This window comes from Roseateles saccharophilus, from assembly GCF_031458095.1.
Classification (GTDB): Bacteria; Pseudomonadota; Gammaproteobacteria; order Burkholderiales; family Burkholderiaceae_C; genus Pelomonas; species Pelomonas saccharophila_A.
In genome coordinates this window covers 373,977-388,094 of record NZ_JAVDXU010000002.1, presented here as the reverse complement: position 1 = coordinate 388,094, position 14,118 = coordinate 373,977, and the positions used below count along the sequence as shown (strand labels likewise).

The following is a 14,118-nucleotide window of genomic DNA, read 5'->3' as shown; positions in this document are numbered from 1 at the left end:
ATGCTGGCCTTTGCGGCCAATTCACTGCTGTGCCGGCTGGCCCTGCAGCAGGGCAGCATCGATCCGGCGAGTTTCGCGACGCTGCGCGTGGCTGCGGGCGTGGCCGTGCTGCTGTTGCTGGCGCGCCGGCGGGCGATCGCGCAGCCACCGGACTGGCCGGCTGCCGCCATGCTGTGGCTCTATATGGCGGGCTTCGCTTTCGCCTATGTCAGCCTGTCGGCCGGCAGCGGGGCACTCATCCTGTTTGCCAGCGTGCAGCTGACGATGTTCAGCGCCGGCCTGCGCGCCGGCGAGCGCTTTGCGGCCCGCGGCTGGGCGGGCCTCGCGCTGGCCCTGGGCGGCCTGGTCTATCTGGTCGTGCCGGGTTTGGAGGCGCCGCCGCCCTTGGGTGCGGCCTTGATGGGGCTGGCCGGCGTCGGCTGGGGCGTCTATTCGTTGCGCGGCCGTGGCAAGACCGATGCGCTGGCGGCCACGGCGGGCAATTTCCTGCGGGCCCTGCCGCTGTGCCTGCTGCTCAGCCTGTGCCTGTGGGGCAGCTGGCAGGCACAGCCGCGGGGGGTGCTGCTGGCCCTGGCCTCGGGCGGCCTGACCTCGGGCCTGGGCTATGTGATCTGGTACGCGGCCTTGCCGGGGCTCACAGCCATGCGTGCCGCCACCTTGCAGCTGTCGGTGCCGCCCCTGGCGGCCCTCGGCGGCGTGCTGCTGCTGGGCGAGGTGCTGACGGCGCGGCTGCTATGGGCCTCCTGCGCCATCCTCGGTGGCATCGCCCTGGTGCTGCTGAGCCGCGCGCGCAAGTCCTAGGGCCCGGCGGCGGGGCAGCCGCAACCTTGCCAGAATCCCCGCATGCCGCTGCTGAAATCCGTTACGCCACCCCTTTTGCTTTGTCTGTTGCTGGCTGCCTGTGGCGGCGGCGGTGGTGATGCATCGCCACCGTCGGGCCCGACGACGGTGCCGCCGCTGGGCACGCAATGCCTGAGCGGCTCGGTCGCGCGCCTGGCCCTGCCGGCCGCGGCGACGGCGGGCCGCAACCAGGAGCTGGCCCTCCTCGCCTGCCCCGGCTCGCGGCTGGACAGCGTGCAGTGGCGCCAGACCGATGGCCCGGCGCTGGCCCTCGGCTCGGCGCGCTCCCAGGCCCTCAGCGTCGCGCCGGCGGCCGCAGGCCGCCATGCCTTCAGCGTGGACTTCAGCGATGCCAAGGGCGCGAGCTACAGCGGCACCGCCGAGTTCACTGCCGCCGCGGCCGGCACGGCCGCGATGCTGATCCGCGGCGAACCCTCGGTGTGGGCCGGCGGCCAGACCTCGCTGCGCGCCTGGGTCGACGGCCTCGCGGTGGCCGACTACCCGCAAGCCCATGTGCGCTGGAGCCGCGTCGAGGGCCCCGACGTCAACCTCGGCGACGCCACCCAATGGCGGGTCATCTTCACGGCGCCCGCGGTCAGCGAGGACAGCCTGCTGCGGCTGCGCGCCGAGGCCACCTTGGCGGACGGTCGCAGCCTCAGCCAGGACTTCAACCTGCTGGTGCAGGCCTCGCCGCCGGCCGCGGCGTCGCCGCTGTTCGGCACGGGCAACCTGTCCTCGCGCGTCTACCCCTATCTGGCCGGCGGCGCGCATGCGGCCGAGCTGCGCGACTGCATCTACACGCCGACCCTGAGCAACGACAAGCTCTGCACCCTGGGCCGCTTGCCCATCCTCGGTACCGAGACGCGCGGCGAGCTGCCGACGGTGGAGCAGGTGATGGCGCGGGTGCTGGTGTCCAACGACTGGATGGGCCAGCGCTTCGAGGCCTTCCTGCGCGAGCAGGATGGCAACGGTGACTTCCGCCGCCTGCTCAATGCCACCACGGCCATCGTCATCGGCGGCCGGGTGCGGCCGTCCTTCTACTGGAGCGCCACCGGCGCCATCTACCTGGATGCCGACTACCTGTGGCAGACACCGGCCGAGCGCGACACGGTCAGCGAGGCGCCCGATCCGCGCAGCGACTACGGCAACGACCTCGCCTACACCATGCTGTGGCGCTATGTGCAGGGCAACAAGTCGGCCGGTGGCCGCCCGCCGGTGCTGGAGCGAACTTCACGCGACAGCGCCGCGCTGCTGCCAGCCCTGGGCCGTCTGCTGTATCACGAGCTGATCCACGCCAATGACTTCCTGCCGCCGCGCGTGCAGCTGCTGCTGAACACCGGCCTGCGGGTCTACGAGGCGGTGCCGGCCAACACGGCGTCCGAGCAGTTGCGCTCCCAGTTGCCCTTCTACTCGCAGGAGATGGTCGATCTGGGCCGGGTGCAGTTTTTCGGCGCGGCGTCCACGGCGGTGCAGCGTGCCTACCAGCCGGCAGACATCACGCGCTTCTTCAGCGGCGACCGTGTCACCGACGAGTACAGCTATTCCTGGTCCAGCAGCCAGAGCACGCCGCGCGAGGACGCGGCCATGCTGGCCGAGGAGGCGCTGATGCAGCTGCGCCATGGCGTGCTGCGCGACGTGGCCATCACGCCGCAGTTCAAGAGCGGTGAGACGAGTGCCGACCTGGTCGTGTCCTGGGGCCAGCGTGGCCGCGTCGGCGATGCCGCCATCAAGCCGCGCGTGGCCCTGGTGCTGGCCCAGACCATGCCCTGGCTGCCCGCGGGCTTCACCAACGGCCTGGCCGCACCGGCGCAGCTGCGTGCCGGCCTGACGTGGGGCCAGAACCTCGACCAAAGCGGGCTGGCCATGGGCGTGGTGAGGCCGTTGTCAGCGACCGAACGGGCGCTTGAGGCCGATCTGGACAGCCAGCGCCGCGGCAGCCGCAAGGCTGCGTTGGCGCGCTGAACTCAGTGGCCGGCCGAGAGGACTTCGCCGGCCTTGAGCTTGTAGGCGGTGCCGCAATAGGGGCACTGGCCCTGGCCGTCGTGGGTCAGGTCGATGAAGACCTTGGGATGCGAGCTCCACAGCGGCATCTTGGGGTTGGGGCAGAAGACCGTGCCGTTGTCGTTGCAGTCCTTGGCCGTCACTTCGACGGTGGCGGCGGGCGTGGTGGTGGTGCTCATGTTTTTCTCTCAGTTGTCCGTTTCGCGGCGCGTGACTTGCGGGCCGAGCGCCGGGCCTGCCATGGGCCAGAGGCCCATGGCCTTCCGTAGGCACAAGCAGTCCGCAGGGACTGCTTGTGTCCGACTCCAGTTCACCTAGCCGGCCCGCGCTGGCGATGTGCTTGCCGGTCGATCCGGCAAGCATCGCCGTCCCCCCGGGGGACCGACCAGACTCGCCCGCGTTCAGCGAGGCGAGACTGGGCGAGGGGCTCAAACTGAAGTCAGCCACTCGGCGTACTTGGGGTTGCGGCCGTTGACGATGTCGAAGAAGGCCGCCTGGATCTTCTCGGTGATGGGGCCGCGCGAGCCCGAACCGATCTCGACGCGGTCCAGCTCGCGGATGGGCGTCACTTCGGCGGCGGTGCCGGTGAAGAAGGCCTCGTCGCAGATATACACCTCGTCGCGGGTGATGCGCTTCTCGACCAGCTTCAGCCCCAGGTCCTGACAGATCGAGAAGATGGTGTTGCGGGTGATGCCGTTCAGCGCGCCGGCGGACAGGTCCGGCGTGTAGACGACGCCGCCCTTGATGACGAAGAGGTTCTCGCCCGCGCCTTCGGAGACGAAGCCCGAGGCGTCCAGCAGCAGGGCCTCGTCATAGCCCTCGTCGGTGGCTTCCATATTGGCCAGGATGGAGTTGGTGTAGTTGGACACCGTCTTGGCCTGGGTCATCGTGATGTTGACGTGGTGGCGGGTGTAGGAGCTGGTCTTGACGCGGATGCCGCGCTTCATGCCGTCCTCGCCCAGGTAGGCGCCCCAGCTCCAGGCCGCCACCATCAGGTGGACCTGGTTGCCCTTGGGGCTGACGCCCAGCTTCTCGGAGCCGATCCAGATCAGCGGGCGCAGATAGGCGCTTTTGAGATTGTTGGCCTTGACGACCTCGCGCTGGGCCTGGTTGACCTGCTCCTGAGAGAAGGGGATCTTCATGCGCAGGATCTTGGCGCTGTTGAACAGGCGCTGGGTGTGCTCCTGCAGGCGGAAGATGGCCGTGCCGTTGACGGTGTCGTAGGCGCGCACGCCTTCGAAGGCGCCGCAGCCGTAGTGCAGGGTGTGGGTCAGCACATGGATCTTGGCGTCGCGCCAGTCGACGAGCTCGCCGTCCATCCAGATCTTGCCGTCGCGGTCGTGAAGAGGGGCGGGAACCATCGGGAACTCCAGGTGCGGGGTGAAAAGCGACGATTTTACGAAGAGCCTAAGACTCCCCGCTCGCCCGGATCAGCCGCCACTCGGCGAGCTTGCCTTTCTTCAACACCACCTCGACCGCGTCGCCACCGCCGTCACGCCAGACAAAGGTCTCCGGCGCCTGCTTGGCGCCGAGGCTGCCGGCCAGCGAGATCAGGTCGACCAGCTTCATGCCGGCGTGCAGTTTGCTGTTCAGCATGACGGCATTGGCCACCGAGCCCAGTGGCGCGGCGCCGGCCGTCTTCATGATCCGCATCAGCCGCGAGATCTGCAGCAGCAGCCAGAAGATGATGCCCGTCGTGGCGAAGATGACGCCTTGCCAGCCGAGCAGCACGCCGCCCAGCACCAGGCCGGCGAGCGCCAGGCCCACGCCGATCCACGGGTTCATGCTTGCGGATCCTTCAATCCGTCCTCGCGCGCCCAGGCATAGGCCCGCTCGACCTTGGCGACGCGCAGCGTGTAGTGCTGGTACCAGTCGCTGCGGCCGCTGTCGCGCGCGATCTTGTGCTCGGCGTTGCGGCGCCAAGCGGCGATGTCCTCGGGGCTGCGCCAGTACGAGACCGTGATGCCGAGGCCGTCCTCGCCACGGGCGCTTTCCACGCCCAGATAGCCCGGCTGTTCGAACGCCAGGGCCACCATGCGGTCGGCCGCGTCGCCATAGCCGTCGTCGTCCGCGGGCGTGCGCTGGCTGGTGAAGATGACGGCGTAATACGGAGGGGTGGGCAGTGCGCTCATGCGCACATCCTAGATGCGCGTGATCTCGACGCTGTCCGCCGACCGCTTCGTCGGCCCGTGGTAGACCGCCTCGATGTTGTTGCCGTCGGGGTCCAGCACGAAGGCGGCGTAATAGCCCGGGTGGTAGTGGCGCAGCCCGGGGGCGCCATGGTCGCGGCCGCCGGCGGCCAGGGTCATGGCATGGAAGCGCTGCACCTCTTCCTCGCTGCGGGCCTGGAAGGCCAGGTGCAGATGCGAGACGCGGCCCTTGGCCTCGTCGACATAGAGCTCGTCCGCATAGAAGCAGCCCGGCGCCTCGCCAAAGGCCTCCAGCCGGCCTATGGCCTCCAGCGCCGCGCGGTAGAAGCGGCGGCTGGCCGCCAGGTCGCTCACGCGCAGATGCACGTGGTCGAGCAGGCGGCCCTGGTGGTCCATGTCAGCTGGTCATGTCGCACATTGCGGGCCGAGCGCCGGGCCGCTCCCTAGCCGGCCCGCGCTGGGGATGTGCTTGCCGGTCGATCCGGCAAGCATCGCCGTCCCCTCGGGGGCTGAGGCCGGACACAGGGCGCCCAGTGGGCGGCATGTGCCTGCCGAAGCTCTGCGGCCGGTGGCCGCAGAGCGGTCCCGGCCAAGGTAATCCTTGGACGAGGGGCTTCACTACTTGACCTTGAGGAGGACGCAGCGCACCCACTGGCCGGATTCCAGCGCTTCCTGGTGGCCTTTCAGGAATTGTTCGGCCGTGGAGTTGCGGGCCGTGAAGCACATGCCATGCAGGACGCCCATGCGCGGCACGGGGCGCGACCATTTGCGCTCGACGACGCCGTTGAACCAGGACACCTGCTCATCGTCGTCATCCACGTCGGAACGGCCCAGCAGCAGCACGACCTCGTATTTGTCGTCCGTCAGCGGCTCGATGGCGCTGGTCAGCACCTGCAGGCCGCCGTCGCTCATGTTCAGCACCAGGCCGGCCGGGCCCTGGCTGAACTGAACCGGCTTGAAGACCCATCCCGTCAGGGAGTCGGCGTCGTGCTGGGCGGCAAGAAAATCGGTGCGGGTGTGCTGCCTGAGGTTGGCGGGATCGGACATGAAGGGGCCTCCTGTGCGAGGTCGCATCCTAAGCAGACTTTGGCAGGGATAAAACAAAGGCAATCCCGCGCCCCCCCAATCCCTGCGTGACGCTCACCTGCCCGCCCAGCCGGCACGCCGCTTGCCGCACGATGGCCAGGCCCAGGCCGCTGCCGCTGACCTGCTGGCCCGGCGCGCGCCAGAAGCGGTCGAAGGCCCGCTCCTGCCATTCGGCGGGCAGGCCGGGGCCGTCGTCGGCAACGCTCAGCTCGATGCCTTCGCGGGCCTGTCTCAGTGCCACCTCGATGCGCCCGCCGGCCGGCACATAGCGCAGCGCGTTGTCCAGCAGGTTGTGCAGCACGGACTGCCAGGCCTGCAACTGCAAGGTGGCTTGCAGCGCCTCGGGCGCGTCCAGAGACAGCTCCAGCCCATGTGCGTTGGCCGTGTCACTGGCCGCGGCCAGGGCCTGCTCCAGCAGCGGCACCAGATCCACGGCCTGGGCCGGGCCGCCGGTCGCATCGTCCAGCACGGCCAGGTCCAGCAGCTGCTGGCTCAGGTGAGAGGCACGCTGCAGCATCTGCACCATGGCCGCCTCGGCGCGGATCCTGTCCTCGGGCGCCTCGGCATGGGCCAGCACATGGGCCTGGGTCGTCACGGCGGCCAGCGGCGTGCGCAATTCATGCGCCGCCTCCTGCACAAAGCGGCGTTCGCGCTCCAGCTTGCGGCGCAGCTGGGCCAGCAGGCCCTCGAAGGCCTCGGCCAGCGGGCGCAGCTCGCGGTGGGGCGGCTGCACACCCAGCGGGCTCAGATCCTGAGGCGCGCGGGCGGCCAGGGCGCGGGTGAGACGGCGCAGCGGCGACAGCCCCGTCCACAGCGCGAGGCCGACCGGCAGCACGACCAGGGGCAGGGCCAGCAGCAGCTTGTCGAGGATGTCATCGGCCAGCCGCCACAACAGCGGCGCCAGCGGCTCGGCGGGTTCGGCGATGACCAGCTGCCAGGGGCCTGCTTGCTGCAGGACGACCCAATGCTTCAGGCCGTACACCGGCTGCTGGGTGACGGGTTCGGGGCCGGCGGCGAAGGCCTCCATCGACTCGGGCGGATAGGCGGCGCGCACCTGGCCTGAGGCGTCGCGCAACTGGTAGACGACGGGGCTGTGCGGTTGGCCGGTGCGGCCACGCCAGCGCTCGTTGATGCGCGCCAGCGAGGTCATCAGGCGCTCGGCCTCGGCCACGTCGGGCAGGGCGGCCAGTTCGGGGGCCCACAGCTCGGCGCGGTTGCGGATGGCCAGGTCCTGCACATAGGCCTGGCGGGTCTCGAGGTAGTCGTGCACCAGCAGCACGCCCAGCACGAGGACAAAGGCCAGCGCGATGGCGCCGGCCGTGCGGCGCATCAGGCTGGGCTGGCGCAGCCAGACGAGGGCCTTCATGCGATCAGCGCGTAGCCCACGCCCCGTGTCGTGCGGATGCGTTCCGGCCCGATCTTCTTGCGCAGGTTGAAGACATGCATTTCGATGGCGGCCGCATTCAGCGGTTCGCCCAGGGGCTCCAGCTTCTGCGCGATCTGGCTCTTGGGCACGACCTTGCCGGCCGAGCGCGCCAGCTCCAGCAGCAGCTGGAACTCGCGTCGTGACAGGTCCAGGGCCGCGCCGGCCAGCTCGGCCGTGCGCGCAGCCGGGCGGATGCACAGCTCGCCGAGCGTCCAGACCTCGCTGGCCTGGGCCGCGCCGCGGCGCAGCACGGCGCGCAGGCGCGACACCAGCTCTTCGGTGGCGAAGGGCTTCACCAGATAGTCGTCGGCGCCTGCGTCCAGGCCAGCCAGGCGGTCTTGCAGGGCGCCCTGGGCGGTGATGATGAGGATGGGCAGGCGGCCGTCCTGGCGGCGCCAGCGCGCCAGCAGGTCCAGGCCGCTGCCGTCGGGCAAGCCGAGGTCCAGCAGCACTGCATCGGCCAGCGGCTGATCGAGGCGAGGCGGCGCATCGGCGGCGCGCCGCCACCACTCGACGCTGAAGCCATGCAGCTGCAGCGCCGCGAGCAGGGCGCGGCCGAGGTCCAGGTCGTCTTCGATCAGCAGCAGATGCATCTAGAACTTGTAGCGCAGCGTGGTTGAAATGCCGTTGATGACGCTGCCGCCCTTCTCGCGGCTCATGCCCAGGTGTTCCCAGGCCAGGCCCAGCTGCCAGTGGTCCGTCAGTGTCGTCTCCAGGCCCAGGCCGCCGTAGAGAGCCGTCGTCGAGCCGCTGGCGGCGCGGCCGGCGGCCTCGCCCATGCCGGTGAGGCTGCTCTGGTTGCGGGCCAGGCCCAGGCGGCCGACCAGGGCCCAACGCTCGCTCAGCGCGAAGCGGGCGCGGGCGCCCAGCAGCCAGCTGTGGCCGTGCGCGGTCAGCTTGCCGTCCTGGTTGCCGAGGCGGTAGCTGCTGCCGGGGGCGCCGTGGCCGGCATAGCCGGTTTCGACGGCCCAGCGCGCGTCGAATTCATAGCCCAGGCGAACCAGGGGTGACAACACATGGCCCTTGGCCGAGCCGTCGTTCGTGGCGCCGGGCACGGACAGGTCGTAGCGGCGCGCGAGGCTGCCGGCTTCGACATAGAGGCCTTCAGCATGGACAGCGGTGGAGATCAAGAGCAGGGGGAGCAGGAGTCGCATGAACGGCCCGGAGGAAGTGATGACCGGGTCATTCTTGAAATCCCAAGCTTTGGCTTTCCCAAATTTCCTCAGTTGAGGCCGCGCAGCACTTCGATGGCCTGCTCGACGCGCTCGACGGCATGGATGGTCAAGCCTTCGATGGCCTTCTTGGGCGCATTGGCCTTGGGCACGACGGCGACACTGAAGCCCAGCTTGGCGGCCTCCTTCAGCCTCTCCTGGCCGCGCGGCGCGGGGCGCACCTCGCCGGCCAGGCCGATCTCGCCGAAGGCGATGAAGCCCTTGGGCAGGGCCCGACCCCGCAGCGAACTCTGGATGGCCAGCAGCACAGCCAGGTCGGCCGCCGGTTCGCTGATGCGCACGCCGCCGACGGCGTTGACGAACACGTCCTGGTCGCCGGTGGCCACGCCCGCGTGGCGGTGCAGCACGGCCAGCAGCATGGCCAGGCGGTCGCGGTCCAGGCCGACGGAGAGCCGCCGCGGGCTGACGCCGCCGCTGTCCACCAGGGCCTGCAGCTCCACCAGCATGGGCCGCGTGCCCTCCAGCGTGACGAGGACGCAGGACCCCGGCACCGGCTCGTTGTGGGTGGACAAAAAGATGGCGCTCGGATTGGCCACGCCCTTCAGCCCCTTCTCCGTCATCGCGAACACGCCGATCTCGTTGACGGCACCGAAGCGGTTCTTGATGGCGCGCACCAGCCGGAAGCTGCTGTGGGTGTCGCCCTCGAAATACAGCACCGTGTCGACGATGTGCTCCAGCACGCGCGGGCCGGCGAGGGCCCCTTCCTTGGTGACATGGCCCACCAGCACGATGGCGCAGCCGCGCGCCTTGGCCGTACGCGTCAGCTGGGCCGCGCATTCGCGCACCTGGGCGACCGAGCCGGGCGCCGACGTCAGCTGTTCGGAGTACAGGGTCTGGATGGAGTCGATGACGCAGAAGTCCGGCGCCTCGGCCTCGATCGTGGCGAGGATCTTCTCCAGGCCGATCTCGGCCAGCACCCTCACCTTGGTGCCCGACAGTCCCAGGCGGCGCGAGCGCATGGCGACCTGGGCGCCGCTTTCCTCGCCGGTCACATAGAGCACCTTGAGGAACTGTTGGCCCCCGGGGCTCGGTGTACCGAGCCCGCCCCCCGAGGGGGTGTCGCCGGCTCGGGAGCGGCCCGTCACCGGCGTTTGCGACAGCGACTCGACCGCCTGCAGCAGCAGCGTCGACTTGCCAATGCCCGGGTCGCCGCCGATCAGCACCACGCCGCCGGCGACGATGCCGCCGCCCAGCACCCGGTCCAGTTCCTCCTGGCCGGTGGGCGTGCGTTCGAAGTCGCTGGCCTCGATCTCGGACAGTGTGGCCACCGGCTGGCTCCTGGCCAGGGACTGGTAGCGGTTTTTGGCGCCGCCCGTGGGCTCGGCGGCGGTCTCGGTCAGCGTGTTCCAGGCATTGCAGTGGGGGCATTTGCCCAGCCAGCGCGGGCTGGTACCGCCGCATTCGGTGCAGGTGTAGATGCTTTTGTTGGTGGCCATCGGGTGATTGTCAGGGTCGGCTGCGCGCCGCCTGTCAGCAGCCGAGCCGCCTAGCCGCCCAGGGCGACGAAGTCGCCTTCGAATTGCCCGACGGCCTGGCCGTCGCAATGCAGCGTGGACGAGATGGCGATGCGTGCCTTGCCCTTGCGCTCCAGCATGCGCGTGAAGGCCTGCCAGGCCTCGGCCTGGGGTGCCAGTGCCTGGGCCGTGAAGTCGCCGAGGATGGCCTGCTCATAGCTCATGGTGTTGCGCTGGATGACCAGACGTGCCTTGTGGCCGGCAGCCGTGAGCCGCACGTGCAGCAGCGACCATGCCGACAGGATGGCCAGCGCCGAGGCGCTGCCGCCGAAGACGGTGTCGCGGTGGTTGATATTGGGCGCCAGCGGGGCGCCCAGCACGACCTGCTCCGGCAGCGCGACGCGCACCTCGACCTGCATGGCCGCGGACAAGGGGATGTGGCCATGCAGATAGGCCTGGAGGTCGCTGGGCGTCATGCACTCATTGTGTGTTGCTGGGCCGGACCCATAGCGCCAGCAGGCAGGCGGCCAGCAAGGCGCAGCCGGCCGAGAAGCCAAAGGCGACGGTCGCCGACAGGCCCTCCCACAGCCCGCCGAACAGCAGCGAGGCCGGCAGCAGCAGGGCACCCATGGTCAGGTTCAGCCAGCCGAAGGCCGTGCCGCGCTGCTCGGGCGGCGTCAGGTCGGCCAGCAGGGCGCGCTCCACGCCTTCGGTCGCGGCCATGAAGATGCCGTAGAGACCGAACAGCAGGTACAGGCGCCAGCCGGGCTCGGCGAACCAGCCCATGCCGATATAGAAGACCGCATAGGCCAGATAGCCGGCCACCAGCAGGCGCACGCGGCCAATGCGGTCGGACAGGTTGCCCAGGGGCACGGCGAAAAGGGCCGCCACGCCCGACACTGCGGCCCACAGCAGCGGCACCTGGGCCTCGGCCACGCCCAGCTCCTTGGCGCGCAGCAGCAGGAACATATTGCTGGAATTGCCCAGCGTGAACAGCGCGACGACGACGAGATAGCGTCGCAGCGGCGCGGGCATGCCGCCCAGCGTCCAGCTCAAGCGTGGCGCTGCGGCGGCCGGGGGCGGGGCTTCCTTCACTGCCAGCGTCAGCGCCAGGCAGAGCAGGCCCGGCACGATGGCCCACAGAAACACCTGGCCCAGGGGCACGCCCGCACTCAGCAGGGCCCAGGCCAGCAGCGGGCCGATGACGGCGCCGGCGTTGTCCATGGCGCGGTGCAGGCCGAAAGCCAGGCCGCGCTGGCCGGGCGCGATATTGGCTGCCAGCAGGGCGTCGCGCGGCGCGGCGCGCACGGCCTTGGCGATGCGGTCGGTCAGGCGCAGGGCCAGCAGCAGGGGCCAGCCGGCCACGAAGGCGATCAGCGGCCGCGCCAGGCCGGCCAGGCCATAGCCGGCGACGACCCAGGGCTTGGCTGCCCCGCTGCGGTCCACCATGACGCCGGCCCAGAGCTTGAGCAGGCTGGCCAGGGCCTCGGCGATGCCTTCGATGAGGCCCAGCACCCGCGGGCCGGCCATCAGCACGCCGCTCAGATACAGGGGCACGAGGGGGTAGACCAGCTCGCTGGCGCTGTCGTTGACCAGGCTGATCAGGCCCAGCAGCCAGACGCTTCGCGGCAGCGAGAAAAGGGCCTTCAGCATCGGGGCATGTTATGGCTTGCGTGCCAGACCGCCCGAGCGCAGCGAGTAGCTCTGGCACCAACTGACTTCTCGCGTGGGACACTCTGGCTCTTGCAGTCAGTGTGGTGAGGCAGTCATGGATTTCTCGGTGTGGTTGGCCTTTTTCGCGGCCTCCTGGGCCATTAGCCTGTCGCCCGGTGCGGGCGCCGTCGCGGCCATGAGCGCGGGCCTGAGCCACGGCTTCAGGCGCGGCTACTTCATGACCTTCGGCCTCATCCTGGGCATCCTGACCCAGGTCGTCTTCGTCAGTGCCGGCCTGGGCGCGCTGATCGCGGCCTCGTCGCTGGGCTTCGCCCTCGTCAAATGGGCCGGCGTGGCCTACCTCGTCTACCTCGGCGTGCAGCAATGGCGTGCACCGGCCCGACCGCTGGTTGCGGCGGATGAGGGTTCGGCAGCCCAGGTCACGCGCCGCCAGCTGGTGCTGCGTGGTTGGGGCATCAATGCCGTCAACCCCAAGGGCACGGTCTTCCTGCTCGCCGTCGTGCCGCAGTTCCTGGACCTGCATGCCGCGCTTAGCGCCCAATACCTCGTCATCGGCTGCACCCTGGCCTTCACCGACCTCGTCGTCATGGCCGGCTACACGGCCCTGGCCGCGCGCGTGCTGGCGGCGCTGAAGAGCGAGAGCCATATCAAGACGCTGAACCGCGTCTTCGGCTCCCTCTTCGTCGCGGCCGGCGCCCTGCTCGCGACCTTCAAGCGCGCGGCCTGATGCCGGGAGACAAATCCGGCCGCCTGCCCACCTGGTTGCTCTTCCTGGCCCCGGTCGCGATCTGGGCCAGCACCTGGCACGTCATCCTCTACCAGTTGGCGTCGACGGTACCGGCGCTGACGTCGGTCGGCTGGCGCTTCCTGATCGCGGCGCTGATGCTGGCGGCCCTGGCCCGCAGCCGCGGCGTGTCGCTGCAGCTGCCGCCCTATGCCCATGGCTATGCGCTGGCCACCGGCGTCATCCAGTACGCCGGCAACTACTGGTCGGTCTATGAGGCCGAGCGCCTCGTGCCCAGCGGACTGGTGGCGGTGCTGTTCTGCCTGATGGTGTTCATGAACGCCCTGGTCGCCTGGCTGCTGTGGCGCCAGCCGGTCAGCCGGCGCTTCCTCGTCGCGAGCAGCGGCGCGGTGCTGGGCGTGGCGCTGATCTTCTGGCCCGAGATCGCGTCCACCGGCGCGCGGCCGCAGGCGGCGCTGGGCCTGGGCCTGAGCTTCTTCGCCGTCGTGGTGGCCTGCATCGGCGGCTTCTTCACCATGGTGCTGACGCGCCGCGGCCTGCCGCTGCTGCCGGTGCTGGCCTGGAGCATGGGCTATGGCGCCGTCTTCCTGCTGCTGATGTCGCTGGCCCTGGGCCATGGCCTGCCCTTCGACGGCAGTTGGACCTATGTCGGCAGCCTCGTCTATCTCGCCGCCTTCGGCTCCGTCATCGCCTTCACGCTTTACTACAAGCTGGCCGAGCGCCGCGGCCCGGCCCAGGCGGCCCTGGTGGGCGTGCTGGTGCCGGTCATCGCACTCGTCGTGTCGGCCGTGCTGGAAGGCTGGCAGGCCACGCCGCTGGCCGTGGGCGGCATGGGGCTCTGCCTGGCCAGCCTGTTCGTCGCGACGCGGTCGCAGCGCTAGATCCCGTCGGCCGCGGCTTCAGCCTGCGCGTGGGCCGATTGCTTCAGTGCGGCCAGCGTGGCCGGGTCGCTCAGCGTCGGCGCGATGACGATCTCCTGCGCCACCTCGATGCCGACGAAGCGCAGCCAGGCCCGCATCGCGGCCTTCTGGGTTTCCAGGTGATCCTGGGCGGAGCGACCGTCGGCGCCGTAGTCGCTGGCGCTGCTGTAGACCAGCACGGCGCGCTTGCCCGCCAGCAGCGGCCGGTAGCCGCTGTCGCGCGACCAGGCCCAGTTCTGGCCCGGCAGCGTGACGACGTCGATGTAGTGCTTGAGGCGGTAGGGCAGGCCGAGATTCCACATCGGCAGGTTGATGATGTAGTGGTCGGCCGCATTGAAGGCCTCGGCCAGGGCCACGGCGCGGGCCCAGTGGCGGCGCTGGGCGTCGGTGGCGTCCTGGCTGCGCAGCACGGCGAACTTGGCCGCGATCATGTCGGCGTCAAAGGCCGGCAGGTCCAGCTGCCAGACGTCGGCCAGTTCGATTGCGGCGCTGGGGTGGCGTTCGCGGTAGCGGGCGATGAAGGCTTCGGCGATCTCGCGCGAATGCGAGGGCGCGCTGGGCGAGGCCTGGATGTGCAGCAGCTTGCTCAT

17 protein-coding genes are annotated in these 14,118 nt (G+C 70.0%); 4 read left to right on the top strand and 13 right to left on the bottom strand.

Annotated features, from left to right (window positions below):
- Positions 1-801 (top strand): EamA family transporter, encoded by an 801-nt coding sequence (locus J2X20_RS14350; protein ID WP_310267837.1) that lies wholly within the window; start codon positions 1-3, stop codon positions 799-801.
- Between the two features lie 87 nt (positions 802-888).
- On the top strand, positions 889-2,802 hold the full coding sequence (locus tag J2X20_RS14345) for a hypothetical protein (protein WP_310265903.1): 1,914 nt from the start codon (positions 889-891) through the stop codon (positions 2,800-2,802).
- A gap of 2 nt (positions 2,803-2,804) precedes the next feature.
- Here J2X20_RS14345 and J2X20_RS14340 read toward each other — a convergent pair whose 3' ends face one another.
- The 12 genes from J2X20_RS14340 to J2X20_RS14285 all read right to left on the bottom strand — a co-directional run bounded on the left by J2X20_RS14340 (position 2,805) and on the right by J2X20_RS14285 (position 11,842).
- A complete protein-coding gene (locus J2X20_RS14340; protein WP_310265901.1) occupies positions 2,805-3,020 on the bottom strand; it encodes a zinc-finger domain-containing protein in 216 nt (71 codons plus the stop codon).
- Between the two features lie 249 nt (positions 3,021-3,269).
- Positions 3,270-4,202 (bottom strand): branched-chain amino acid transaminase, encoded by a 933-nt coding sequence (locus tag J2X20_RS14335; protein ID WP_310265899.1) that lies wholly within the window; start codon positions 4,200-4,202, stop codon positions 3,270-3,272.
- A 46-nt stretch (positions 4,203-4,248) separates the two neighbouring features.
- The gene (locus J2X20_RS14330) at positions 4,249-4,626 is read right to left on the bottom strand and encodes a hypothetical protein (RefSeq protein WP_310265896.1); all 378 of its coding nucleotides are present in this window, start codon (positions 4,624-4,626) and stop codon (positions 4,249-4,251) included.
- The gene (locus J2X20_RS14325; RefSeq protein ID WP_310265894.1) at positions 4,623-4,973 is read right to left on the bottom strand and encodes an antibiotic biosynthesis monooxygenase family protein; all 351 of its coding nucleotides are present in this window, start codon (positions 4,971-4,973) and stop codon (positions 4,623-4,625) included. Before J2X20_RS14325 ends, J2X20_RS14330 begins: the two co-directional genes overlap by 4 nt.
- A gap of 9 nt (positions 4,974-4,982) precedes the next feature.
- Complete coding sequence (locus tag J2X20_RS14320) at positions 4,983-5,387, bottom strand: VOC family protein (RefSeq protein WP_310265893.1); 405 nt, start codon at positions 5,385-5,387, stop codon at positions 4,983-4,985.
- 222 nt (positions 5,388-5,609) lie between these two features.
- The gene (locus tag J2X20_RS14315; protein WP_310265891.1) at positions 5,610-6,038 is read right to left on the bottom strand and encodes a hypothetical protein; all 429 of its coding nucleotides are present in this window, start codon (positions 6,036-6,038) and stop codon (positions 5,610-5,612) included.
- A 28-nt stretch (positions 6,039-6,066) separates the two neighbouring features.
- Positions 6,067-7,443: an ATP-binding protein gene (locus J2X20_RS14310; protein WP_310265889.1), complete on the bottom strand. Its 1,377-nt coding sequence runs from the start codon at positions 7,441-7,443 to the stop codon at positions 6,067-6,069.
- Complete coding sequence (locus J2X20_RS14305) at positions 7,440-8,096, bottom strand: response regulator transcription factor (RefSeq protein ID WP_310265887.1); 657 nt, start codon at positions 8,094-8,096, stop codon at positions 7,440-7,442. The genes J2X20_RS14310 and J2X20_RS14305 overlap by 4 nt, the downstream gene beginning before the upstream one ends.
- Entirely contained in the window at positions 8,097-8,657 is a 561-nt protein-coding gene (locus J2X20_RS14300) for an outer membrane beta-barrel protein (RefSeq protein ID WP_310265886.1), read from the bottom strand.
- A gap of 68 nt (positions 8,658-8,725) precedes the next feature.
- On the bottom strand, positions 8,726-10,171 hold the full coding sequence (gene radA, locus J2X20_RS14295) for a DNA repair protein RadA (RefSeq protein WP_310265884.1): 1,446 nt from the start codon (positions 10,169-10,171) through the stop codon (positions 8,726-8,728).
- 50 nt (positions 10,172-10,221) lie between these two features.
- Positions 10,222-10,665 carry a YiiD C-terminal domain-containing protein gene (locus J2X20_RS14290; RefSeq protein ID WP_310265881.1) on the bottom strand — a complete coding sequence of 148 codons (444 nt, stop codon included), beginning with the start codon at positions 10,663-10,665 and terminating at the stop codon, positions 10,222-10,224.
- A 4-nt stretch (positions 10,666-10,669) separates the two neighbouring features.
- A complete protein-coding gene (locus J2X20_RS14285) occupies positions 10,670-11,842 on the bottom strand; it encodes an MFS transporter (protein ID WP_310265878.1) in 1,173 nt (390 codons plus the stop codon).
- A gap of 115 nt (positions 11,843-11,957) precedes the next feature.
- On the opposite strand from J2X20_RS14285, the gene J2X20_RS14280 reads away from it, so the two are divergent.
- A complete protein-coding gene (locus J2X20_RS14280; RefSeq protein WP_310265876.1) occupies positions 11,958-12,590 on the top strand; it encodes a LysE family transporter in 633 nt (210 codons plus the stop codon).
- On the top strand, positions 12,590-13,489 hold the full coding sequence (locus J2X20_RS14275; protein ID WP_310265874.1) for a DMT family transporter: 900 nt from the start codon (positions 12,590-12,592) through the stop codon (positions 13,487-13,489). Before J2X20_RS14280 ends, J2X20_RS14275 begins: the two co-directional genes overlap by 1 nt.
- Here J2X20_RS14275 and J2X20_RS14270 read toward each other — a convergent pair.
- Positions 13,486-14,118: an FMN-dependent NADH-azoreductase gene (locus J2X20_RS14270; RefSeq protein WP_310265872.1), complete on the bottom strand. Its 633-nt coding sequence runs from the start codon at positions 14,116-14,118 to the stop codon at positions 13,486-13,488. The two genes, J2X20_RS14275 and J2X20_RS14270, sit on opposite strands and share 4 nt — an antisense overlap.